This is a genomic window from Paenibacillus sp. FSL H7-0323 (assembly GCF_038002725.1).
Taxonomy (GTDB): domain Bacteria; phylum Bacillota; class Bacilli; order Paenibacillales; family Paenibacillaceae; genus Paenibacillus_AQ; species Paenibacillus_AQ odorifer.
The window spans coordinates 6,291,104-6,313,676 of record NZ_JBBODB010000001.1 but is presented as its reverse complement, the minus strand read 5'-3'; the positions used below and the strand labels follow the sequence as shown (position 1 = coordinate 6,313,676).

The following is a 22,573-nucleotide window of genomic DNA, read 5'->3' as shown; positions in this document are numbered from 1 at the left end:
GCTACACCTCTTTCACTGCAAAAGCTCCCGCAGCAATAACATCGCCAGCTTCTGTTGTAAGGATCACTTTCACAAAGCAATCGTCCGCTGCAAAATCAAAAATCACGACACTATCGACCTCTATTGGCTTATGAAATTTCATATCATATTGAGTGATCCACTGTGTAGGGTGCTCAGCAATATACAAAGATTGGGCTAATCCCATAAGATACATCCCATGTGCGATGGGTCGCTCCAAACCAGCCTTGGCTGCGGCCTCTGCATCTAGATGTATAGGCGCCAAATCTTGGGAAGCAGCTGCATATTGCCGGATAGCCTCAGCTGTTATGCACTTTTTTATCATGATCATCACCTACCCGAATTAACACCGTTTCTGCGGTGACTATAAGCTCACCCTCACACCTACAAACCAGCGTATGTGTGTAAAAAGTCAGTTTACCCTGTCTGCCTTCTTTTTGCACCTCGCCCGTTAACGCTAATTCACAATCCAAAATCATCCCCTCCGTAATCGGAGCCTGATATGAAAATTTCTGAGTGCCGTGAAGCAAGGGTTCACCGATGATTAACCAAGGAATATCGAAGTCTTGCCAGAAAATAATAGGCATCGTCGCAGGAGCGATCAGCTTTCCATTTATCGTCTGCACGGGTGCTTCAATACTCTGTGCATAGTCCGAAATCCATTCAGCAGTCATATGGATCTGATGTCGGACACTGTTCATTCTATAACCTCCACGAGTGTTGCCAGACCTATCCCACCGCCGATTCCCAGAGTAGCAAGCCCTCGTTGGTAAGGGGCATTTTGCATTTCAGCACATAAGCGAGTCATTAACATAGCCCCGGAAGCTCCGTATGGATGGCCTATTGCTAATGCCCCCCCGCCAAGATTGACCTTTTCCTGTGGAATTTGAAGCTCGTTCAGTGATGCCAATACTTGTGAAGCAAAAGCTTCGTTAAACTCTACGATATCTAAATCGGCAACGGTAAGCTTTTGGCGTTTTAACACCTTTTGCACAGCTGGTACAGGTCCCATACCCAAATAGTTCGGATCTACACCCGCAGCTTGCGCATCCACGACCCGCAAAATAGGGGTAAGCTTAAGCTGCTGGCATTTCTCTCGAGACATCATTAATAGAAGCGCTGCGCCATCATTAATAGGACAGGCATTTCCAGCAGTGACGGTACCCTTTTCTTCAAAAATTGGCGACAGCTTTTGCAGCTTGTCCAGACTCGTATTTGCCCGAGGACATTCGTCGGTGTTCACCCACTGCCCCTCTACCTGAAGAGGTACTATCTCCTGCTGAAACCGGTCACTTTGCTGAGCATGAACCGCCTTTTGATGGCTTTTTAAGGCATATTGATCCTGCTCTTCTCGAGAAATCCCGTATTTCCTAGCTACATTCTCTGCAGCAATTCCCATATCCGGATCACCGTAAGAGCTAGGCGTAAAATGTGCACGGGTATACAGCTGTGGAACCCCCATTAACGTCTGTGGTTTAGCCATTTTCCATGGAGCACGGCTCGTACTTTCGACACCACCTGCTAAATAAATCTCACCAGCGCCGCTTTGAATCAGTCTTGCTGCTATATTAATTGCCTCTAGCCCAGATCCGCACTGACGATCCACGGTGACACCCGGAACCGAAACAGGCAGCCCCGCTTCAAGCGCAGCTACCCGGGCAATATTACCTCCTGGGCCCACAACATTCCCAATAATGACATCATCAATCAGTTCTTTAGGCAAGTTCGTTTCGGCTACAATATGCTGAATAAGCGGCGCCAGTAATGCCTCCGGCTCAAGTGTACTTAATAAGCCACCCATTCTGCCAACCGGTGTACGTTTTGCCATGACAATTACTGCTTCTATCATATCATCGCTCTTTTCACATAGTCTTTCATCGCTTGCCGGGCAATTTTCCCGCTACTTGTATAGATAAATTCATCCACGGTTAGCAGCTGCTTCGGCGCTTTGTAGCTCGCTAAATACTGGCGGCAATAATTCTTAATTTCTTCGACAGATAAATGCTGTTCTCCGCTCCACTTCACGAGGGCTATCAGCTGTTCTCCCCAGTAATCATCAGGCACGCCAAGCACCATCACTTCATCTATTTCCGGAAGAAACTCCAGCACCCTCTCTATTTCTTCCGGATAAACGTTCAGCCCTCCGGATATGATTTTATTCTTCAAACGTCCCGCCATATATAAATAACCAGCTTCATCCTGATAAACATAGTCTTCTAAAACAAGCCATCCCTCTCTAAAAGCTGCTGCTGTCTCATTCGGCAATTGATGGTAGCCTAAAAATATCATATCACTACGCACATATAGCTGCCCAATCTCCCCAGGAGGGACTTCCCGGAACTGGTCATCACGAATGGAAATTTGCACCCCGGGATAAGGTTTGCCTACAGAGGTCGGATTATGCTCGGTCAGAACATTCAAATAACTAATATAGCTCGCTTCTGAAGAACCGTAGGATTCATAAAGCCGCGCTCCACCAAACACTTCCATGCCCCTTTTCTTGGACAACTCCGACCACTTTGCACCTGAGCTAATAATCGCATCAATCTGTATCTGCCCAGGTACAGCCTGCTGCATCATGGATTCGATCATTGTTGGTACGACGAACAGCACCACGCCCGGAATTTGCTGGCACAACTCTAACACCTGCGTGGCACTAAATTTTTGTGTGATATGAAAGGTTGCTCCACCATATAGACTCTGCATTACGGCGAATAAGGATAGGGAATGCACAAATGGACCTGGTGCCAAAACATCCTTCATAGCGTCCAATTCAAAAGCAATATTCGAAACCTCAAAGCTTTTTAACCATGATAAATGGGTACGCATATAACCTTTGGGCAATCCGGTTGTGCCTGAAGTAAAGCCAATAAATAATAATTCATTCGTCTCATCCAACTCAGCCTCCGGCTTCAGGGCAGCCAGCCACTGATCATAGGAACCTGTTCGTTCATTTGAGAAGGTCAGCGTTGGGATCGTTTGATCCTTGAAAACCAGATTCTTTGCGGCTTCCGGCTCGGCAAAAATCATTGTCGGCTGGCACTGCTCTATAATAACCTGCAGTTCATTAGCACTCCACTTGGGATCTAAGGGAATGGGAACACAGCCCGCATAAATCGCCCCCAAAAAAACCTCAACAAATTCAATACGATTCGTAGATAAAATCGCGATTTTGTCATGCCTCAGACCCTTTTGCTGTAAGCCATTCGCGATTCTCCGCATCGTTTTTACTAATGTGGCATAGGTATGACTTGCTTGGTCATGGGTTAAGGCAATGCTGTCGGGCTGCTGTGCTGCATGACGCAGTATAGGAACTACTAGATTCATCCTGATCACACCTGTTCGTAATTTCTGTGACTACCGATTATATACATTCTCTTCAATCGGACTGCCCCGCAAGTCCAGCCCAAACTAAAGGATATGTGATAAGCGCCATCGAAGTCGCTCCTGTTAAACTAACCCGCTAGAATTGCTACGATAGCTTATTTTAGCTTTATATTATTTTTATGTACACATCTTTCATGTAACGATTAAGTCCATCTTACAACGAAAAAACAGCCAGCACGCATCGATTATGATCGGTACGCGCTGGCTGTATTGTTGTTTAGTCCTTCTTTTGAACGGATGATGGTGAACCCTCTTCAGCAAAAGTAAAGGTTCTGGCGATATATAAGATAGGTGTGCTTACTGCGGTTAGTAAGAACTTCGCTAGATAAGTCGTAAGCAAAATTTCAAGCCATACATTCCAGTCATACAAGCCCGCAAACGCAATGGTACAGAAAATAAGTGTATCCACAAAGGAGCTAATCATCGTACTACCGTTGGAACGAATCCACAGCTGACTTGAGGTGCTGTAATATTTACGAATCCAAGAGTACAACCGAACATCTAGGAACTGACTAATGAAGTAAGCAGTAAGACTACCCAAAGCTAGTCGAGGCATCAGCCCAAAAATCGTCTCTAAAGAAGACTGAGCGATATCGGTCTCCTGCGGCTTAAATACTAATACCATCTGCATAATGACTGTAGTCATAAGCAAGGTGAAGAAACCAAACCAGACCGCTTTACGTGCTTCCGCTCTTCCGTACTTCTCATTAAGTAAATCGCTGGTCATATATAAAGTGACATACATCGTATTTCCGAGTGTCATCACAATATCAAATGGCATAGCAATCGTCTTAGCTACCTGAATGTTAGCAATTACAGTAGCAATACCTACCCAGGCGTACATTCCACTTTTCCCGAACAAGCGGTAACAGAGTAGAAAAAAAGCAAAATTGACAATAACAAATAAAACTCCCCACAGCAAATTAAACATATTACTGAAATTCCTCCTAGTTTTGTTTACGCGGGATGGTTACGAACCGCGGCTTACAATATTAAATTTTCGGAACAAAACATTAATACTCTATCACAATAGCGCTTAACAATCCATAAAAATAATATTTTTATATGAAATTGGTAGTTCCATTTCTTTTTTTTCGCCAATTATCTAAAATAGTCAGCAATAATTCATTTTTTTCAGAAAAAAATGCTCTATAGGACAAAACTTTCACTATTCATCCAGAGGTTAATTCTATAGAATAGTATCAAACACCTTATTCCCGATCCATTTAGTAGAAATATGACATAACTATGGAATATATCTCGGGTCGCCAATTTCCAGCAGTTGGCATGGAGTATCTAGTGAAGACTAAAAAAGAAATGACCTCACCGTCCATAAAAAAAGGAGAGAACGATATGTTTCGTATCAAGCATTCGATCAGTCGCAAATTTACGCGTTTATTATTTGTTGTTCTGTTGCTCACGTCTCTTTTGTTAAGCACCAGCTTCTATTTTATCTCTATCAGTATCTTCAACAGCTATGTTATGCCGCAGATTAACAAAATCCTTACTGCCGCTGCTCAGGACGTATATAAGAATCTCAACGTAATGCACGCCCAGCAAACCCTAAATAAGAACGATCAGTCTGCCACCAATCTCGAGTTCTATTTTCAGGAAAAGAGGAAACAACATGGAGTGGAAACCATTTTTCTGGTCAATCTGAAAGGGAAAGAAGCTGAGATTCTATCCGCAGATCACGATGCAAAATTGCAACGGGCAGAAAGTGTCACCGTATCCTCTGCAATGCAACAAGCCTCTAAAGGAAAAACTGGACTAAGCGATACATATAGCGACGCACATGGTATACATAAAACAGCTTATATCGGTATTCCCGGAAGTACGATGGTTATCGGTGTAAGCAGTGACGTAAGCTTCATTCAAGAAAAAACAGACAGTATTCTATGGACAAGTGCCGGAATCACACTTCTGACGTTGATCATCGGCCTAACTGGTGCATGGTTCATGAGTGTGCGTATAACACGTCCAATCTCAAAACTGGCAGCTTATAGTGCCCGGCTCGCAGAGGGAGATTTCACCGAAGAATTATCAGTTAAAGGAAATGACGAAGTTGCACAGTTGTCCGTAAGCTTCCAAGCGATGACCCAACGCCTGAAAGAAATGATTGGACATGTACTGGTAACCTCTAATACTGTCGTTGCGGATTCCAACTCTTTAAAAGAACGTGTTGAGGTTCTCAATGATATGGCGGAACACTCCAGCTCATCGGTAGTAGAAATCGGCAAAGGTAGTACGACTATCGCTAGCAGTGCATCAGATAACTCGAGAGCAATGGAAGAAATCAATTTAGGCATTCAAAGTATTGCCTCAGCAGCGAATGAAGTCACGGAGCAAATCAGTGAGGCTTCCGCTGAAGCAAGTGGCGGTAATGAAATTGCTCAAAGCGCTGTGCTGCAAATGCGCCAGGTTGAACGTGCTTCCCTACAGTCGCTGGATCAATTACAAATCATGAATGAGCGTTCAGTAATGATCGGAGAAGTCGTTCACAGTATTACTGAAATTACGAAACAGATCCAAATGCTGTCGCTGAATGCTTCAATTGAAGCTGCACGCGCAGGAGAGCATGGACGCGGCTTTGCTGTTGTTGCGGGAGAAGTACGCAAGCTGTCTGAACAATCCCGTAACGCAAACGAACAGATCCGTGACTTCCTACTTGGGCTTCAAGAAGATATGAGTCGCTCCGTTACCGAGATGAACCACGTGAATTCTGAGGTTGCCTCTGGAGTCGGCAAAGTAGCAGAAGCAGGTGATGCCTTTAATCACCTCCTGATTCTTATCCAAAGCATCAATCACAGCATCCAATCCGTATCTGCGGCTACACAGCAAATCTCGGCAAGTACAGAAGAAGTCAGTGCTTCCGTCGAAGAAACTGCACAAATTACATCAAGATCGCAAGAAAGTGCGGACACACTCGCTGCTAACTCAGAGCGGCAGCGCGTCGAACTGGAAGGCCATGCAGAAACCGTTAAACATCTGTATGAGCAAGCCAAGAAACTCCAAGAAGCTGTGCAGCAATTTAAGATTTAACGCTTGTAAATTAAAACCCCCGTTCACACGAAAGTGTTGAACGGGGGTTTTTAGTTTGCGATGGCTCGCTTAGACTTGGGGGCATACGCTAGGCTTGCGCGGAACCTCGATTAGACTTGGCTACATGCGCTAGCTTGCGCGATACTCTCGTTTAGACTCGGCACGCCATTTGCCGTTGGCTTGCGCGATACTCTCGTTTAGACTCGGCGCGTCATTTGCCGTTGGCTTGCGCGATACTCTCGCTTAGACTCGGCGCGTCATGTGCTGCTGGCTTGCGCGATACTCTCGTTTAGACTCGGCACGCCATTTGCCGCTGGCTTGCGGACTCAGATGCCGCTATTACTCGAAAAACTGCCATTTGGAGACTTTTTCGGACTCGAGAGACGCTATTGCCTCATAATCAACCCAGACTCAGCCTATTTCGCTCAAATAGCGCCTCTGGTGTCCGAAAACGCTCCAAATTAACCCTTTTATCACAAATAAGGTCTCCTGAGTCCGGAGCCAAGTTACCTACAGCAAATTACTCAAAGTTCATCCGTCGATGTTACCTACAGCAAATTACTCAAAGTTCATCCGTCGATGTTACCTACAGCAAATTACTCAAAGTTCATCCGTCGATGCTACCTACAGCAAATTACTCAAAGTTCATCCGTCGATGCTACCTACAGCAAATTACTCAAAGTTCATCCGTGGATGCTACCTACTGCAAATTACTCAAAGTTCATCCGTGGCGCTACCAACAGCAAATTACTCAAAGTTCCTCCGTGGATGCTACTTACTGCAAATTACTCAAAGTTCCTCCGTCGATGCTACTTACAGCAATAGACTCGGCTACATGCGCTAGCTTGCGCGAAGCTCTCACTTAGACTCAGCACGCCATTCGCTGCTGGCTTGCGGACTCAGATGCCGCTATTACTCGAAAAACTGCCATTCGGAGGCTTTTTCGGACTCGAGAGACGCTATTGCCTCATAATCAACCCAGACTCAGCCTATTTCGCTCAAATAGCGCCTCTGGTGAAGCTAGAATAAAAAGTGGACAGTAGTTAACAGACTGGCGATAATGAGTCCACGGAGGTGTGTTCACATGGGAGAACATCGACAACGGTATAACGAAGAATTTAAAAAACAGACAGTGCAGTTCATTCAAGAGCAAACAAAAACAGTGGGCGACTTGGCGGAAGAGCTCAACATCCCAAAAAGTACCCTGCATCAATGGATGAGCCAGTATCGAGAATTAAAGAATGAGCCGGCAGCTAGCGTGGATCGAGTACGAGAACTCGAGGCACAGTTGAAAGAAATGAGCCGTCAACTTCAAGAAAAAGATATCAAGATTGCCGATGTGGAAGAGGAATTAGCGATCGTAAAAAAAGCAGTGCACATCTTCAGCAAACCAAGGAACTGAGATTCCAGTTTATTGAAAAACATCGCTCCGAGTTTCTCTTGGAGAAGATGTGCATGACCCTACATGTGTCACGGAGCGGGTACTACAAGTGGCGGACAGAAAAAAACAGTACGCATATGCTTCGTAAGGCTGCGATAATGAAGCGAATTCAGTATCATTTTACAGACCATCAAAAGCGGTATGGGAGTCCGAAGATCACCCGCCTGTTACATCAAGAAGGTTATACCGTTACCGAACGCACGGTGAGTGTGTACATGCGACATATGAAGCTTCGCTCCATTGTCTCCAAAACGTATCGGGTACAGACCACTGACTCCAATCATGACCATCCGATTGCCCCGAATACGCTGAACCAGCAATTTAAAATACGCAAACCCAATTCAGTATGGGTTACCGACATTACGTACATTCCTTGCCGGGGAGGGCGCTTGTACCTGGCTAGTGTGATGGACCTTTGCACGCGCGAAATCGTGGGGTGGCGTTTGGACAACCATATGGAAACTAGCTTGATTTCGGGCGCTTTACAAGATGCCTACGAAGCTAAACAACCGGAAAAGGGTCTATTACATCACTCCGATAGAGGTTCTCAATATACTTCTCATGAATACACGAAGCAGTTGAAAGCGTATGGCATGGAGTCCAGCATGAGCCGCAGAGGTAACTGTTATGATAACGCCTGTATCGAGTCGTGGCACAGCATTTTGAAAAAGGAGCTCATTTATTGTAATCCGCGATTCAAAACTAAGGAGCAAGCCTACCAGACACTTTTTCAATATATTGAGTTTTACTATAACCGCAAGCGAATGCATGGCGCGCTGGGGTATCTTTCTCCAGTTCGTTTTGCTGAGCAATTGACTAGAATGTCTGTTGCGTGACTGTCCACTTTCTTGACAGAGGTCCATGGTGTCCGAAAACGCTCCAAATTAACCCTTTTATCACAAATAAGGTCTCCTGAGTCCGGAGCCAAGTTACCTACAGCAAATTACTCAAAGTTCATCCGTGGCGCTACCAACAGCAAATTACTCAAAGTTCATCCGTGGCACTACCAACAGCAAATTACTCAAAGTTCATCCGTGGATGCTACCTACTGCAAATTACTCAAAGTTCATCCGTGGATGCTACCTACTGCAAATTACTCAAAGTTCCTCCGTGGCGCTACCTACAGCAAATTACTCAAAGTTCATCCGTGGATGCTACCTACTGCAAATTACTCAAAGTTCCTCCGTGGATGCTACCTACAGCAAATTACTCAAAGTTCATCCGTGGCGCTACCAACAGCAAATTACTCAAAGTTCCTCCGTGGATGCTACTTACTGCAAATTACTCAAAGTCCCTCCGTGGATGCTACCTTCTGCAATAGAATCGGCTACATGCGCTAGCTTGCGCGAAGCTCTCACTTAGACTCAGCACGCCATTTGCTGCTGGCTTGCGGACTCAGATGCCGCTATTACTCGAAAAACTGCCATTTGGAGACTTTTTCGGACTCGAGAGACGCTATTGCCTCATAATCAACCCAGACTCAGCCTATTTTGTTCAAATAGCGCCTCTGATGTCCGAAAACGCTCCAAATTAACCCTTTTATCGCAAATAAGGTCTCCTGAGTCCGGAGCCAAGTTACTCACTTAGTAAAAACTGGGTTACTCAGCTTTCATTCCGCTTTTATGGCTAAGCAAACCTCACTCAACCTAGTGCCGCGGTGCCCAGAGGATAACCGATACACCGATCACACAAATAACAGCTCCGACCCAGTCGTATACGTCTGGTGTCTTCTTGTCTACAAGCCATCCCCATAAGACCGCGAGTACGATAAACACCCCGCCGTAAGCCGCATACACTCTACCGAAGGAAGGGAATTTCTGCAACGTAGGGATAATCCCATACGCTATCAGAATCAAAGACCCCACTAAACCGTACCAAAGTGGCCGTGATTCTCTCAACCATAACCATACTAAATATCCGCCACCGATCTCAGCAAGCCCAGCAATTATAAACAGCAGAATGGCAAATAACATGTCATCCCTCTTCCCTATCTATCTCATAAAAACGCAAAGGTTGCTCACAACAAATTGTACTCAAGGTTCACCCGTAGAGCTCCTACAACAAACCACTCAAGGTTCATCCGTAGTACCACCTACACCAAATTACTCAAGATTCCCCCGTGGAGCTTACATTAAATTGTGCTGGAGCAGCAATAACACTAGCAGCAGCACAACCTCCAGCAGCTCGTTCAGCGCGCCGTACACGTCGCCGGTGAGCCCGCCGAAAGCTGCTGATCCGCCGCGCAGCCGCGGTGCCGCAGGCCAAGGCCGCGACCGCAGCAGCAGAGCTGCCGCCAGATGCAGCGGCCACGCGGCTAAGCCAGCGCCGAGCGCCAGTGGCGCAGCGGCGGCGGCCAGCGAGAGCAGCGCGGCGACTGCCAGCGCGCGCCGCTCATGCGAGGAAGCTAAGGCCGGCGAAGTTCGCGGCCATCCCCTCGTCTCCACGGGCAATGGGATAACGCACCATTGCCCGCACCATATACCAGCGGCTCCAGACCGCTGGTACCAAGAGCAGCGGCAGCTCGTAGTAGGCGAAGCCTTCGATTAGAGCTGCCAACAAAGATGCTTTAAACAGCAGGAGCAGCACGCAGGCGAGTACGCCCATCGCACCCACACGGCTGTCCTTCATAATCTCCAGGGCTCGCTCCCGTGGCCGATAGCTGAGCAGACCATCCGCGCTGTCCATCCAGCCATCAAGATGCAACCCGCCAGTGAGGCCTACCCACAGAATCAGAGTGAGCACAGCTGCTGGCCAAGCAGGTAAAAGCAATCCCGTCAGGGCTGCTCCAGCAGCTACACACAGCCCAATTGCTGCGCCTACCATGGGATAGAAGATTACACTCCGGCGCAGCAGTTCAGGAGAGAATCCCGGATCACCTTTTACAGGAAATCGGGATAAGAACTGAAAGGCAGCTACGGCCGCATCCCTACGCTCCCTCATAAACGATACTCCCTGCTCTTCAGCTCAATCGGAATTCCAACAGTTACTAGAAAGACCTGTTCGCAATGCCGAGCGATCAGGGCGTTCATTCGTCCCGCCAGATCACGATACAATCGGCCAAGCGCATACTCCGGAACAATCCCGTCGCCAACCTCATTAGAGACCAGAATAAGCGTGCCTTGAAAAGAACGCACACTGTCTTCAAGCCTTGTTATTTCACTCTCAACAAGCTCTTGTCTATTTTCAAAACCTTCCACAGCCAATAATGCATTGGATAACCATAAGGTTAAACAATCTACGAGCACCGCTTTTTCCCCCGATAATCGCTTTAGCAGATCTGGTAAATCATACGGTTCCTCAAGCGTCTCCCAAGCGTAACCACTTTCCATTCGTTGATGCTGATGCAGAGCAATCCGTTCCTTCATTTCGTCGTCAAAGGCCTGTCCGGTTGCTACATAGAAGGCCTGATCTGCCAGTGACTGTATCAGTTTTTCTGCAAAACCACTTTTCCCGCTACGTGCACCTCCCGTTACAAGAATGCTCATCGTTGACCAGCTCCAGAGATGCCTGCACTTTCAAAGGTTGCCATTTCGCTCAAAATGCGGCAGATCGCCTCGATTAAATGAAGGCATAATACTCCCCCTGTTCCCTCACCCAATCGCAGACCGAGGTTAAGCAGCGGTTCAAGCCCAAGCTGCTCCAGCATTAACTTGTGTCCCCGTTCTCCTGATACATGAGACGCTATCATATAAGCGATGGATTCAGGTGCAAGGGCTTTTGCCACAAGCGCTGCCGCCCCCGAAATAAAACCATCCAAAATGATAGGTGTCCGATTAGCAGCGGCACCAAGAATCAGTCCCGCCAAGCCAGCGATTTCCAGTCCGCCAACTTTAGATAACACATCCAACGGATCTGCTGAATTCGGCTGATTTACCTTTAAGGCGCGTTCCACCACTGCAATTTTATGTAGTAAACGTTCATCATCAATTCCCGTTCCTCGTCCCACAGCTACTTCAGGGGCTATTCCTTTGAGAGCACATAGAATGGCAGCACTAGCCGTAGTATTCCCAATGCCCATTTCGCCTGTTATAAAAATCTCCGTGCCGTTCTTAACCGCTTCCTGCGCAACTCTTATCCCAACAAGAAGAGCATTCATGGCATCCTCACGACTCATCGCAGGTCCCACAGCCATATTATCCGTTCCCCGGCGCACTTTACGATCAATCAGATCGACATGACTAAGATCGCCGTTTATGCCGACATCAACAAACTGTACCTCTGCCCCAGCTTGACGTGCCAATACATTCACAGCCGCTCCACCGCTGAGAAAGTTATGGGCCATCTGTAGCGTGACTTCCTGTGGAAATGCGCTAACCCCTTCGCAGCACACCCCATGATCAGCAGCCATCACAACAACTGTTCGTTTGGTGAAACTAGGCTGCTCCGTACCCGAAATTCCAGCGAGCTTAACGGCCAAAGGTTCCAATTGTCCCAAACTGCCCGGAGGTTTGGTCAGAATGTTCAGCCGATGCTCCGCCTTGAGGATGGACTGATCATCAGCCGGAATGATTTGTTTAATTACGTCTTGAATATCTGAAAGCATATAATTACGACCTCCTATTAAATGTATCCGTATAACCTATTCTATCTCATATTCGCAGAAAAGCCCCCATCTATGATAGAGGGGGACTTCTAGAATTACAACTTCACTTTCATAAAATCTTCGATTCTCTCCAGCGCCTCCGTCAATTTTTGTAAGGAAGCGGCATAGGAGCAGCGAATATAACCCTCTCCGCCTGCTCCAAACACATGACCCGGAACCGCAGCGACACCGACCTCCCTGAGCAGCTGCAAAGCGAAGTCTTCTGATTTCATTCCGGTGTGAGCGATGGAAGGAAAGGCATAAAATGCACCCGCAGGTTCATGGCAAGGTAGTCCTATGGATCGAAATCCACTAACCAGCAGCTTTCTCCGCTCATCGAAGCATTGCTTCATATGTTCCTTATGCTGCATTCCATTGCGCAATGATTCAATCGCAGCAATTTGACCGAGCACTGGGGCACACATCGCAGTGTATTGATGGATTTTTAGCATCGCAGCAATTAATTCTCGATCGCCACAAGCATAACCCACTCTCCAGCCAGTCATTGCAAAAGCTTTGGAGAAGCCGCTAATCACAATCGTCCTTTCCAGCATCCCGGGAAGAGAGGCGATGCTGACATGCTGACTGTCATACGTAAGCTCGGCATAAATTTCATCTGAAATGACCAGTAGGTTATTCTCTTTTACAATCTGTGCAATAGGCAGCCAATCTTCATAAGTCATTACTGCACCTGTAGGATTAGTCGGAAAATTCACCATAAGAAGCTTGGAACGCGGAGTAATCACCTTCCGTAACGCTTCAGCAGTAAGCTTAAACCCCTGCTCGGCCGATGATTCTACCTCCACCGTAACCCCCCCGTTCAAATGGGTAATCGGCGAATATGCGATATAGCTCGGAGAAGGGACGATAATCTCATCCCCAGGTGTAATGAAAGCTCGTAATGCCAAATCCACAGCCTCGCTGCTTCCCACCGTAACCATAATCTCATCGTTTGGCTCATAGCGAAGCTTGAAACTTGTGTGCAGATAAGAAGCGATCTCCTCTCTAAGCTCCAGTAAACCGGAATTTGGCGTATACATCGTTTCCCCATTATTCAAGGCACGAATACAGGCAGCTCTTACATGCTCCGGTGTAACGAAATCTGGTTCCCCTACACCCAGCGATATAATATCCTGATTCCCCGCACTTAGGTCAAAAAAAGCCCGAATCCCCGAGGGTGCAATCTCCCGCACACGTGGAGCAATCCATTCATTATGCATGGCTGTACACCTCTTCTTTTGCACTCTTTTCCGTTAGGGAAAGGGAGATGATTTCGTCCAGCAGTCCGCTGAAGGTGTAGCCTGCCGCTTGCGCGCTTTTGGGTAAAAGACTGGCCTTCGTCATGCCTGGTAACGTATTCACCTCCAGCACATAAGGAATCCCCTCTTTAAGCAGCATATCAACCCGTGCATACACGCTACATTTTAGTGCTTTGTAACAGCTCAAGGCAGCCTCGCGTACCCGCTCATGCACCTCAGCAGGCAATTCAATGACCCGTTCATCTGCTCCGCCTTCTTCATACTTAGCACTGTAATCGAACCACTCGGCATTTGCTGAGGTTATTCCCAGAATAGGCAGCAGCTCTCCGTTTAGAATAGAACAGGTGATTTCTTGGCCTTGAATGTAGCTTTCAATCAAAATCGACTGATCACAGGCAAAAGCCTTCTGCACTGCGCACAACAGCTCCTCGCTGCTGCTCACTTTTTCCATTCCGATACTCGAGCCGCCTGAACATGGCTTCACCATAACAGGATATCCGAGCCGTTCCACCGCTTCAGCCGAATAATCCTTCATGCTGTCCCAGCATAGCCAATCTGCTGTATTGACGCCTGCGCAGCGCATAAGCTTTTTGGAGAGATCTTTATCCATGCAAATGCTGCTAGACAAAACCCCGCTGCCCGTATACGGAATCCCCATCGTCTCCAGCGTTCCCTGAACCGTACCATCCTCGCCGTAAGCTCCATGAAGTGCAAGCAGTGCGACATCGATCCCTTTTGCCTGCTCAATAAGCTCCTCACGCTTGGTGATCACAATTGGAATAATTTCATATTTATTGGGGTCTAGATTCTTCAATATTTCTCTACCGCTATTCATGGATACCTCATACTCTGAGGATACCCCGCCCATAATTACGCCTACCTTCATCTCAAGCACCTCTTTATCCCATTAGTTGTCGAGCTGTTCTGCCAATAATCTCGATCCCCTTGCGGATATCCTCATCCGTCACTCTGGAGAAACCGATCCGTATCGTATTTTGACCCTTACCGTCTGTGAAGAATATATCTCCTGCTGTAAAAATAACCCCTTGCTCATGACAGGCCGCCAACAGCGTCCTTGTATTAAAGCCCTCCGCGAAGGTTACAAAAAGATGCAGGCCACCGTCCCCTGACAGCGCCGTATAAGGAATACAATCCTTGCAGCATTGCAGGGTTAATTCATACTTTCGTTTGTATTCCGCTCTGGCTTTTTTCAAATACTTCTCTAAATGACCACCCAATAAATACTGATACAAAATGGATTGATCCAGCGTCGAGGTATGAATGGTACGGGCGCGCTTGACGCTTTCGAGGGAATTGATCAACTCCTGATCCGCCAGCACCCAACCTACACGTAGTCCCGGAAATAATACCTTGGAGAAGCTGCCGAGATAAATCACGCTGTTGCCGCTGCCTGCTGCTGCGATAAGTGGAGCCACATGTGAGCCCGAATATCGTAATTCCTCGTTAAAACCATCCTCAATCACCGGGACTTGGTAGCGATTCATCAGCTTCATTAGCCGCTGTCTTTTCTCTGGAGACATTACAATTCCGGTCGGATTATGATAAGAAGGGACGAAGTATGCACAGTCAAAAGCTTGCTGTTGCAATGCTTTCTCCAGCTCCGCCAAATCAATCCCATCACGCTCCATCGAAATCCCGGTGATCTCAAAACCGTTCAGCTTCAAATTTTTGATCGCTGTATGATGCGTCGGATTCTCACAAATGACCGAACCATTTTTTTTACTCAGAGCAGACAATACAATATCGAACCCTTCAGTAAAGCCATTGGTGATCAATATATCCTTGCCTTTCATTTCAACGCCCTTGTGCTCCATATACTGCTTCAAATAGTCTATTAAAGGCTTATACCCTTTGGCATAGCCGTAATTTAGCAGAACGTTGCCTTCTACCGACATCCGATCCATAAAGGACCGCTTCACATTATCCAGATCAAAAAGACTCTCATCAGGCGCTATGCTGGTGAAGGAGATCGTCCCCTTCTCCGCTCGAATCCCGCGCTTCATGATATCCAGTTCCTCTGCCAGCACCGCGTGATCATTGAGACGTGACTTCCAGTCCATCGTCCAGGAAGAGATCGTTTCACTGCCGGGCGGCGTAGCAGCAACATAACTTCCTTGCCCTTGCACGGCATAAGCAAAGCCATCATCCTCAAGCCCTGCATAAGCAGAGATTACGGAGTTGCGGCTAACCTTAAGCAATGTGCTGAGCTCTCGTGTGGAGGGCAGCTTTTGATTGCCTTGCAGACCGCCTTTTATGATTAAGTGCTTCATATAGTCTTTAATTTGTATATATACCGGCCGTCCGGCTATGAGCTTAAAATCCTTAAACATCTCTCAATCGCCCCCATGACTATCATGGCACAATCACTCGCTTAAAAAAAGAACCACAGCCATGGGATTTTAATCCGGCTGTGGTTCTATAAGAGGACAAATGCCAAAAAAATCAAGTTACAGATCTATGCTCAATCACAAGCTCCCCTTCTCCAGCAGGGATCTCAAAACCATTTAAAAACCGGGTTAATATGTCCTCAGTAATCGGAAATGCGGCATTGGCGTCAAAACGTTCACTCCGGATAAGCAGTCTCTGACGCAATTCATCCGGCTGAACCTTTAAGTGAATCAGTTCCCACACGCCACCATAACTCTCAATGAGCTGCTTGTAATCGTTCCGTCTCTGACGTTGCCAGAAGCTGAAATCGATAACAACATGATGTTTTGCCTGAAGCAGATTCACCAGCTCCCCCCGCAGCTTTATCTCCGACTCTTCCTTATAGGACTCATAATTGTCCTCTGGATAATCCACCCCGAAACGGCCGTGCGTGGCCCAAATATCTTCATCTATCGAAAGTCTGGCGAATCCCTCTTTTTCCAGCTTTTTAGCAAAGGTTGTTTTACCCGACCCCGCTACACCGCACATCATCACTACGCTGGAAGCAACACTCGTACGCTTTTGCTGAAGCAATTTTTCAATAACCAACTTTTCGCTCAGCATTATAAATGCATCTCCCTTCCAATTGATGGTATACTCATCGTTACAAAATACTTTCTCAAGGGATTGTGATAAGGATATGGTGAAATCAGTCCAGCAGACCTCCTAAAATGAAAAATGAAATAATTTTAGGAGGTCATAATAAATGATTTTTAACCCGATTGTCATTGATAACTGGAGTAGAAAACCCTATTTTGAACATTATTTAAACAATGTCAGATGCACCTACAGCATGACCGTAAATATTGATATCACCCTTCTACTGTCAGAGCTCAAGCTAAAGGGGATTAAGCTGTACCCAGCACTAATCCACATGATAACTACGGTAGTGAACCGTCATAGTGAATTCCGCACATGTTTTGATTCTGAAGGTAGATTAGGTTATTGGGATAGCTTGTCCCCTAGTTTTACAATTTTCCATGATGATGATAAGACTTTCTCAAGCATCTGGACTTCGTACGGTGAACAGTTTAATGATTTCTATAACCGTTATCTCGATGATATGAAAATGTACGGAAGCGTGAAACAATTTATCGCTAAAGCAAACGAACCACCGAACACCTTCCCTATTTCCAGCATTCCGTGGGTCAGCTTCACAAGCTTTAACCTGAATGTGTATAACGAGGGAACCTACCTACTTCCCATCTTTACGATAGGGAAATATTTTCAGCAAGACAAAAAAATACTATTACCCATCTCGGGGCAATTCCACCATGCCGTGTGTGACGGTTACCATGCCAGCATGCTGTATAATGAATTACAATCACGTGCAGATACCTATAAGGAATGGTTACCTATTACCTAATATCTAATTAACCATGTTATTCTGCTGACAGCAAACGATAGTTCAAACATAAAGGGTTCCACCTATTAGGTTTTCCTAATGACGTGGAACCCTTTTTTCATGTAATCATCCTTTTTCCAAAATATGAGCTTTATCAGCTGACCATTGTCCATGCTGCCAGAGTATTTTTAGTACCATTACATTCCCTGGAGAAGGAGCCACTGCACTGTAGAATGTGAGACCAGGAACTAACTGTGCAAGTAAATTCCTGATTACACCCCCATGCGTCACTACCAATACTCTATTCGATGTAACCTCACTTTTTTTCTCCTTGATAGCACAGCATCCAAATGCAGCCACAGCAGCTTGACCTAGGTCCAACAGGAAACTACGCAACCGAGCATCGAATGCTGTCCACGATTCTCCTTCTGGCGGTGTAACCTTTGAAGGATCATCAATCCAACGTCTATATAGAGAGTTATCTTTCAGCTGCTCATAAGTGCAGCCTTCCCAAGCTCCGAAGTTCATTTCACGAAGCCGCTGATCGTAAACAGCGTCCTGCTCTAGTGAAGGGGCTACGAAAGCCAAGGTCTCCCGACATCTTAGCAAATCGGAACAGAACACACGCCAAAAACCACCTGATAACTCAGTCTGCAGGCAGATCTGCTGCTGAGGTTGGGATAGCCGCTCACTTGCGTCAGGAAGCAATGGAAGATCCGTATGTCCCAGGTAACGATGCTCAACATTCCATTTCGTCTGCCCGTGTCTGATAAGCACTAGCTCAAGCTCTATAGAGGGAATTGCCATACCGACGCTCAGCCTCCAATCCATATCCATGCCACAACCGCGCATAGACCTACAAATATTGAAGAGCAGAGCATCATCATCCGCGAGGTCTGGATGATATCATCCGGTTCCATCGTACGTACCGGATCACCCATATAAGCCCGAAAAGAAGCGACGCCATGATACATATTTTCGCCTCCGAGTCGGATGCCGAGTGCGCCAGCCACAGCTGATTCTGGATAACCGCTGTTAGGGCTTGGATGTAGATGTGCATCCCGCTTCACCATTTGCAGGCATCTGCGCCAATCCAGACGAAGCATCCCTGCACATAGAGCCAAAAGCAATGCCGTAATTCGTGCCGGGATAAAGTTAGCCACATCATCGAGCCGGGCAGATGCCCAGCCGAGATCACGGTATTTATCGTTCTTATAACCAACCATTGAATCGAGTGTATTGACCGCCCGATAAGCCATAGCAAGCGGTGCACCGCCAATCAGCGTGTAGAAAAGTGGAGAAATAATCGCATCGACGATGTTTTCTGCTACGGTCTCCACCGTTCCACGGACAATTTCCGGGGCGTCTAGCGAAGTCGTATCACGTCCCACGATCATCCCCAACGCCTTGCGGGCAGCAGGGATATCGCCCTTCTGCAATTCCACGTACACCGCCATTCCTGCATCCTTTAGTCCCTTGGAGGCAATCGTGGTTGAAATCAACCAAACCTCGGCTATCCAGACGAGCCACGGTGAGATAGATGACAGCAGCCATAGCAGGATGGCTGTCAGTGCCCAAGCACCGCCCGCCACACATAGCGGAAGTAACACCCCTGCTCTGCGCAGGCTTTGCGGGCGGGACCATAAACGACGGATCGCCCGCTCCAGAGCCGTGATTGCTTTGCCCATACCAATTACGGGATGAGGCAGGTTACGCGGATCACCTACGATCCGGTCAATCACATAAGCTGCAAGCAACACCAAAGCGATTGTCACAAGCAATCACCTCTGAACAAGCTTCTACTTCTCCAGCTATCCATTCTCATTAGCTATCCTTCCTTGCCTGCACCGACAGCAGGCTGCCCGTCACAGCGCTATATACAAGCCGGCCGATAGCGCCTCCAAGATCGGTTGCTGTTCCGGCATATACATGCTCGGCGCTGTATCGCCCGCTTTGGCTCACAGCGAGTACAATAGCATCCGTAGTCGTGCCGGTTGCGATCAGGCCATTCTCGGGATCGGTAATCCCGAGATCTGCCAGCGCAGCAGCTTTGGCTTCGACAGCTGTCTGCACAGCATTGACCATGGCCGCCGGTGTCAGGCGGCCATCAATGCAGAGCATGATGTTAATCGTACCCGGCCGATACACAGCCAGCACATTGCGTTCCACACCTGCGCGCGCAGCATTTCCTGCAGCGGCTGTAACGCAAACAAATATTCCCGCTGAACCCGTGTCCTCTTCAGCTACCGCTGCATGCTCTAGCGGCACAGCCGTCATCAGACCAGCACAGCCGGATAAAGGATAACCCCAATCGCGCAGCTTATTCTCCATATCCTGGACAGGATCACTACATTCGTAATTGCGATCAACATATAAATTGACGGCCCGCTGCAGCCGGTTCATTCCTCCGCCGTAGAACGCGCTCGATAAACCATCGGCTTCTGCTGGCAGCTCCAGCAGCAGATGCTTATCCTTCCATTGCAGAGCAAGCCCTGGCCAGACGGCCGGACGATACTCCCTGATTCCCCCTGTAAGATTAAATGGAATCTTCACTTCCACCATAGCCGATCCCGCTCCTTTCACCGCTCATTTCTTTCATTGAATACTTACAACCATCCTCGAAAGGATGCCACACCAATAGCGCTGTCAGCTCGCTCCGCACATAGAGTCATTAAAGACTACATGCACCTGTCACTTAGTCGCTAGAATCTCCGCCATCTGCAGCAAAAGGCGGGCATTATCCTCATGTCCCTTAACGGCAACTCGAATATGCTCAGCACCTAACCCTGCATACATAGCGCAGCTGCGCACTAGTATACCTACGCGGCCAAGCCTAGTCTGAAACTCAGCCGCGCTCCACGGTGATGGCAAGCCACAGAGCAGAAAGTTGGCTTCTCCCGGTGGGACATCGCAGCCCAGCTGCATAAGACCCTGCCGCAGTTTTTCGCGTTCTGCTGCAATAAGCTCACGCGTACGCTGTTCATAGTCACGTCCACTTGTAAGGCAGGCTTCCCCTGCGAGCAGCGCCAAGCCGTTCACACTCCAGGTGACCTGCTTTCCGCTCATCGCCTTCGCCAGCTTCGGATGTGAAATCGCAAACCCGAGACGCAAGCCGGGAATCGCATAAAACTTCGTCATCGACCGCACCAGAACCGTATGCGGAAACCGCTCCAGCTCCGGCAGGAGTGTATTTCGCTCTGACTCCGGGATAAAGTCAATAAAAGCTTCATCCACAGCCAAATAAGTCCCGCAGCTTTCAGCCTTCTGCGCTAACAAGCGCAGTTCCTCCACAGCATACTGAACGCCATTGGGATTATTCGGCTGTCCGAGAAATAACAGTTCCACCTGTTCCAACAGCCCGGCAATCTCCTCCACTCCAGCGCGAAAATGCTGTTCCCTTGTCCCCTGAACCGATAATACTTCAGCGCCAAATTGTACGGAAAGCTGCCGATACTCAGAGAAACAAGGCTCCACGATGCCAACCTTTTGCGGAGCTATCGCCAGCAGCAGCAAAGCCATAGATTCCGCTGCTCCGTTGCCCACAGTTAACCAGCTATTATCTACGCCAAGATTTTCCGCCAGTAGGCGTTTAAAGCGACGGTGTCCAGGGTCCGGATATGCCACCACCGTTGACAGTGCTGTTCTGAGCAGCTCCAAAACTTGCGGTGGAGGACCGAGTGGATTGATGTTGGCACTATAGTCGAGAAATGTGCCCCCAGCTTCTCCATAGAGCTCCGCTGCCGTCAACAAATCACCGCCATGCCCATATTTTTCAAGCATAATTACACTCCCTCTATCTACTTTCTCTAGCACGATATGTATGTCATTGCCACCATTATTGCCTCTTTGCCGGAAGAACGTCAATGCTTTCGCAGAAGGAATCAGCTAAATCCCCCGCTTCCCTCAAACCGACATGAATCTCAACAATGTGATCTCTTTTGTTAAAAAACCGCTTTTGGTTTAAAATGAAAGTTGTAATCAATTTTGCTGCGACGGAGGAATTCACTATGCTTTTTATTGATAACACAGGGATTACTGACGCATCCATCAATTTGGCGATTGAGGAATATGCGCTGAAGCACTTGCCGATGGACGAGAGTTACCTGCTTTTTTATATCAACAGCCCATCCATCATCATAGGGAAACACCAGAATACTATCGAAGAAATTAACCAAGAGTATGTAAAAGATAATAATATTCAGGTCGTACGTCGTCTATCCGGCGGTGGAGCTGTTTATCACGATCTTGGAAATTTGAACTTCAGCTTTATTACCAAGGATGACGGCCAATCCTTTCATAACTTTTTGAAATTCACCCAACCGGTCATCGATTACCTGCAAAGCATGGGTGTTAACGCCGAGCTAAGCGGACGGAATGACCTGCAAGTTGGTGAGCAAAAGATTTCCGGTAACGCTCAGTTCTCCACACGCGGACGTATGTTCAGCCATGGTACCTTGATGTTCAATCTTAATTTAGATGATGTACAAGCCTCTCTAAAAGTGAATCCAGAGAAGTTTAAATCAAAGAGCACCAAATCCGTACGCAGCCGTGTAGCGAATATCAAAGAGCTGCTGGGTACAGATATGACGATCGAGGAGTTCCGCGCCGGCCTGCTGCGTTCGATCTTTGGCATGGATCCTTCGGAGGTTCCTCAGTACAAGCTGCAACAAGCCGACTGGGACAAAATTAATGAGATCTCCAAGGAGCACTACCAGAACTGGGACTGGAACTACGGTCTGTCACCAAAAAGCAACGTTAAGCACACGCGCAAATTCCCTGCCGGAATTATTGATATTCGGATGGATATTGAAGATTCCCTCATTAAAGACATCAAAATCTATGGTGACTTCTTCGGAGTCGGTGACGTAGTAGATGTTGAAAATGCACTTCGTGGCAAACGTTATGACGAGGCTGAGGTTAGAGAAGCATTAGCTGATCTCGATTTGAAGCATTATTTCGGTCGTATTGAGCCGGAGGATTTTATCGGATTGGTCTTCCTAGAGGAATAGGATGAATTCACTGGTCATGATTTGAATCAAAAAGAGGACTCC

The 22,573-nt window shown here is 47.4% G+C and carries 23 protein-coding genes and 1 riboswitch; of the genes, 5 read left to right on the top strand and 18 right to left on the bottom strand.

Features of this window, described 5'->3' with window-relative positions:
- Position 1: 1 nt before the first annotated feature.
- The 5 genes from MHH89_RS28210 to MHH89_RS28190 form a co-directional block, all read right to left on the bottom strand.
- Positions 2 to 343, bottom strand: coding sequence for a MaoC family dehydratase (locus MHH89_RS28210; RefSeq protein ID WP_052096837.1), 342 nt, complete (start codon positions 341 to 343; stop codon positions 2 to 4).
- A complete protein-coding gene (locus MHH89_RS28205; protein WP_341088628.1) occupies positions 318 to 719 on the bottom strand; it encodes an FAS1-like dehydratase domain-containing protein in 402 nt (133 codons plus the stop codon). Before MHH89_RS28205 ends, MHH89_RS28210 begins: the two co-directional genes overlap by 26 nt.
- Positions 716 to 1,867, bottom strand: coding sequence for a thiolase family protein (locus MHH89_RS28200; RefSeq protein WP_341088627.1), 1,152 nt, complete (start codon positions 1,865 to 1,867; stop codon positions 716 to 718). The genes MHH89_RS28205 and MHH89_RS28200 overlap by 4 nt, the downstream gene beginning before the upstream one ends.
- Positions 1,864 to 3,345 (bottom strand): AMP-binding protein, encoded by a 1,482-nt coding sequence (locus MHH89_RS28195; RefSeq protein ID WP_076309603.1) that lies wholly within the window; start codon positions 3,343 to 3,345, stop codon positions 1,864 to 1,866. Before MHH89_RS28195 ends, MHH89_RS28200 begins: the two co-directional genes overlap by 4 nt.
- A 277-nt stretch (positions 3,346 to 3,622) precedes the next feature.
- Entirely contained in the window at positions 3,623 to 4,336 is a 714-nt protein-coding gene (locus MHH89_RS28190) for a queuosine precursor transporter (RefSeq protein WP_076128125.1), read from the bottom strand.
- Between the two features lie 10 nt (positions 4,337 to 4,346).
- Positions 4,347 to 4,392, bottom strand: a riboswitch (PreQ1 riboswitch).
- Positions 4,393 to 4,758: 366 nt separating this feature from the next.
- Between MHH89_RS28190 and MHH89_RS28185 the strand changes: the two genes are divergently transcribed.
- The 3 genes from MHH89_RS28185 to MHH89_RS28175 all read left to right on the top strand — a co-directional run bounded on the left by MHH89_RS28185 (position 4,759) and on the right by MHH89_RS28175 (position 8,724).
- Positions 4,759 to 6,447, top strand: coding sequence for a methyl-accepting chemotaxis protein (locus tag MHH89_RS28185; RefSeq protein ID WP_076193028.1), 1,689 nt, complete (start codon positions 4,759 to 4,761; stop codon positions 6,445 to 6,447).
- Positions 6,448 to 7,531: 1,084 nt separating this feature from the next.
- Entirely contained in the window at positions 7,532 to 7,849 is a 318-nt protein-coding gene (locus MHH89_RS28180) for a transposase (RefSeq protein ID WP_248547695.1), read from the top strand.
- A complete protein-coding gene (locus tag MHH89_RS28175) occupies positions 7,798 to 8,724 on the top strand; it encodes an IS3 family transposase (RefSeq protein WP_340398196.1) in 927 nt (308 codons plus the stop codon). Before MHH89_RS28180 ends, MHH89_RS28175 begins: the two co-directional genes overlap by 52 nt.
- An 810-nt stretch (positions 8,725 to 9,534) precedes the next feature.
- Here the strand turns inward: MHH89_RS28175 and MHH89_RS28170 are convergent.
- From MHH89_RS28170 to MHH89_RS28135, 9 genes are all read right to left on the bottom strand, one after another.
- The gene (locus MHH89_RS28170) at positions 9,535 to 9,861 is read right to left on the bottom strand and encodes a YnfA family protein (protein WP_076128128.1); all 327 of its coding nucleotides are present in this window, start codon (positions 9,859 to 9,861) and stop codon (positions 9,535 to 9,537) included.
- 153 nt (positions 9,862 to 10,014) lie between these two features.
- A complete protein-coding gene (locus MHH89_RS31395) occupies positions 10,015 to 10,332 on the bottom strand; it encodes an adenosylcobinamide-GDP ribazoletransferase (RefSeq protein WP_445739147.1) in 318 nt (105 codons plus the stop codon).
- Positions 10,280 to 10,828, bottom strand: coding sequence for an adenosylcobinamide-GDP ribazoletransferase (gene cobS / locus MHH89_RS28165; RefSeq protein WP_445739134.1), 549 nt, complete (start codon positions 10,826 to 10,828; stop codon positions 10,280 to 10,282). Before cobS ends, MHH89_RS31395 begins: the two co-directional genes overlap by 53 nt.
- On the bottom strand, positions 10,825 to 11,373 hold the full coding sequence (gene cobU, locus MHH89_RS28160) for a bifunctional adenosylcobinamide kinase/adenosylcobinamide-phosphate guanylyltransferase (RefSeq protein WP_076128132.1): 549 nt from the start codon (positions 11,371 to 11,373) through the stop codon (positions 10,825 to 10,827). The genes cobS and cobU overlap by 4 nt, the downstream gene beginning before the upstream one ends.
- On the bottom strand, positions 11,370 to 12,431 hold the full coding sequence (gene cobT / locus MHH89_RS28155; protein ID WP_076104822.1) for a nicotinate-nucleotide--dimethylbenzimidazole phosphoribosyltransferase: 1,062 nt from the start codon (positions 12,429 to 12,431) through the stop codon (positions 11,370 to 11,372). Before cobT ends, cobU begins: the two co-directional genes overlap by 4 nt.
- 95 nt (positions 12,432 to 12,526) lie before the next feature.
- Positions 12,527 to 13,690 carry an aminotransferase class I/II-fold pyridoxal phosphate-dependent enzyme gene (locus MHH89_RS28150; RefSeq protein ID WP_076128136.1) on the bottom strand — a complete coding sequence of 388 codons (1,164 nt, stop codon included), beginning with the start codon at positions 13,688 to 13,690 and terminating at the stop codon, positions 12,527 to 12,529.
- Positions 13,683 to 14,615 carry a D-alanine--D-alanine ligase gene (locus MHH89_RS28145; protein ID WP_076280087.1) on the bottom strand — a complete coding sequence of 311 codons (933 nt, stop codon included), beginning with the start codon at positions 14,613 to 14,615 and terminating at the stop codon, positions 13,683 to 13,685. Before MHH89_RS28145 ends, MHH89_RS28150 begins: the two co-directional genes overlap by 8 nt.
- Positions 14,616 to 14,628: 13 nt before the next feature.
- Complete coding sequence (gene pdxR, locus MHH89_RS28140) at positions 14,629 to 16,080, bottom strand: MocR-like pyridoxine biosynthesis transcription factor PdxR (RefSeq protein WP_076277713.1); 1,452 nt, start codon at positions 16,078 to 16,080, stop codon at positions 14,629 to 14,631.
- Between the two features lie 112 nt (positions 16,081 to 16,192).
- Positions 16,193 to 16,741 (bottom strand): AAA family ATPase, encoded by a 549-nt coding sequence (locus MHH89_RS28135; protein ID WP_076128141.1) that lies wholly within the window; start codon positions 16,739 to 16,741, stop codon positions 16,193 to 16,195.
- 142 nt (positions 16,742 to 16,883) lie between these two features.
- On the opposite strand from MHH89_RS28135, the gene catA reads away from it, so the two are divergent.
- Entirely contained in the window at positions 16,884 to 17,543 is a 660-nt protein-coding gene (catA, locus tag MHH89_RS28130) for a type A chloramphenicol O-acetyltransferase (protein WP_076280086.1), read from the top strand.
- A 105-nt stretch (positions 17,544 to 17,648) separates the two neighbouring features.
- Here the strand turns inward: catA and MHH89_RS28125 are convergent, their stop codons facing one another.
- The 4 genes from MHH89_RS28125 to cobD form a co-directional block, all read right to left on the bottom strand.
- Complete coding sequence (locus tag MHH89_RS28125; protein WP_076280085.1) at positions 17,649 to 18,329, bottom strand: histidine phosphatase family protein; 681 nt, start codon at positions 18,327 to 18,329, stop codon at positions 17,649 to 17,651.
- 8 nt (positions 18,330 to 18,337) lie between these two features.
- A complete protein-coding gene (cbiB, locus tag MHH89_RS28120) occupies positions 18,338 to 19,297 on the bottom strand; it encodes an adenosylcobinamide-phosphate synthase CbiB (RefSeq protein ID WP_076280084.1) in 960 nt (319 codons plus the stop codon).
- Between the two features lie 49 nt (positions 19,298 to 19,346).
- On the bottom strand, positions 19,347 to 20,084 hold the full coding sequence (locus MHH89_RS28115) for an adenosylcobinamide amidohydrolase (protein ID WP_076218820.1): 738 nt from the start codon (positions 20,082 to 20,084) through the stop codon (positions 19,347 to 19,349).
- 129 nt (positions 20,085 to 20,213) lie between these two features.
- Complete coding sequence (gene cobD / locus MHH89_RS28110; RefSeq protein ID WP_076280083.1) at positions 20,214 to 21,302, bottom strand: threonine-phosphate decarboxylase CobD; 1,089 nt, start codon at positions 21,300 to 21,302, stop codon at positions 20,214 to 20,216.
- 227 nt (positions 21,303 to 21,529) lie between these two features.
- Here cobD and MHH89_RS28105 point away from each other — a divergent pair, with 227 nt between their 5' ends.
- On the top strand, positions 21,530 to 22,531 hold the full coding sequence (locus MHH89_RS28105) for a lipoate--protein ligase (protein ID WP_076128152.1): 1,002 nt from the start codon (positions 21,530 to 21,532) through the stop codon (positions 22,529 to 22,531).
- Positions 22,532 to 22,573: the final 42 nt, after the last annotated feature.

What these genes read in the sequence shown, in the direction of transcription:
- MHH89_RS28210 (WP_052096837.1), bottom strand. Translation starts at nt 343, where the DNA reads ATGATAAAAAAGTGCATAACAGCTGAGGCTATCCGGCAATATGCAGCT.
- MHH89_RS28205 (WP_341088628.1), bottom strand. Translation starts at nt 719, where the DNA reads ATGAACAGTGTCCGACATCAGATCCATATGACTGCTGAATGGATTTCG.
- MHH89_RS28200 (WP_341088627.1), bottom strand. Translation starts at nt 1,867, where the DNA reads ATGATAGAAGCAGTAATTGTCATGGCAAAACGTACACCGGTTGGCAGA.
- MHH89_RS28195 (WP_076309603.1), bottom strand. Translation starts at nt 3,345, where the DNA reads ATGAATCTAGTAGTTCCTATACTGCGTCATGCAGCACAGCAGCCCGAC.
- MHH89_RS28190 (WP_076128125.1), bottom strand. Translation starts at nt 4,336, where the DNA reads ATGTTTAATTTGCTGTGGGGAGTTTTATTTGTTATTGTCAATTTTGCT.
- MHH89_RS28185 (WP_076193028.1), top strand. Translation starts at nt 4,759, where the DNA reads ATGTTTCGTATCAAGCATTCGATCAGTCGCAAATTTACGCGTTTATTA.
- MHH89_RS28180 (WP_248547695.1), top strand. Translation starts at nt 7,532, where the DNA reads ATGGGAGAACATCGACAACGGTATAACGAAGAATTTAAAAAACAGACA.
- MHH89_RS28170 (WP_076128128.1), bottom strand. Translation starts at nt 9,861, where the DNA reads ATGTTATTTGCCATTCTGCTGTTTATAATTGCTGGGCTTGCTGAGATC.
- cobS (WP_445739134.1), bottom strand. Translation starts at nt 10,828, where the DNA reads ATGAGGGAGCGTAGGGATGCGGCCGTAGCTGCCTTTCAGTTCTTATCC.
- cobU (WP_076128132.1), bottom strand. Translation starts at nt 11,373, where the DNA reads ATGAGCATTCTTGTAACGGGAGGTGCACGTAGCGGGAAAAGTGGTTTT.
- cobT (WP_076104822.1), bottom strand. Translation starts at nt 12,431, where the DNA reads ATGCTTTCAGATATTCAAGACGTAATTAAACAAATCATTCCGGCTGAT.
- MHH89_RS28150 (WP_076128136.1), bottom strand. Translation starts at nt 13,690, where the DNA reads ATGCATAATGAATGGATTGCTCCACGTGTGCGGGAGATTGCACCCTCG.
- MHH89_RS28145 (WP_076280087.1), bottom strand. Translation starts at nt 14,615, where the DNA reads ATGAAGGTAGGCGTAATTATGGGCGGGGTATCCTCAGAGTATGAGGTA.
- pdxR (WP_076277713.1), bottom strand. Translation starts at nt 16,080, where the DNA reads ATGTTTAAGGATTTTAAGCTCATAGCCGGACGGCCGGTATATATACAA.
- MHH89_RS28135 (WP_076128141.1), bottom strand. Translation starts at nt 16,741, where the DNA reads ATGCTGAGCGAAAAGTTGGTTATTGAAAAATTGCTTCAGCAAAAGCGT.
- catA (WP_076280086.1), top strand. Translation starts at nt 16,884, where the DNA reads ATGATTTTTAACCCGATTGTCATTGATAACTGGAGTAGAAAACCCTAT.
- MHH89_RS28125 (WP_076280085.1), bottom strand. Translation starts at nt 18,329, where the DNA reads ATGGCAATTCCCTCTATAGAGCTTGAGCTAGTGCTTATCAGACACGGG.
- MHH89_RS28115 (WP_076218820.1), bottom strand. Translation starts at nt 20,084, where the DNA reads ATGGTGGAAGTGAAGATTCCATTTAATCTTACAGGGGGAATCAGGGAG.
- cobD (WP_076280083.1), bottom strand. Translation starts at nt 21,302, where the DNA reads ATGCTTGAAAAATATGGGCATGGCGGTGATTTGTTGACGGCAGCGGAG.
- MHH89_RS28105 (WP_076128152.1), top strand. Translation starts at nt 21,530, where the DNA reads ATGCTTTTTATTGATAACACAGGGATTACTGACGCATCCATCAATTTG.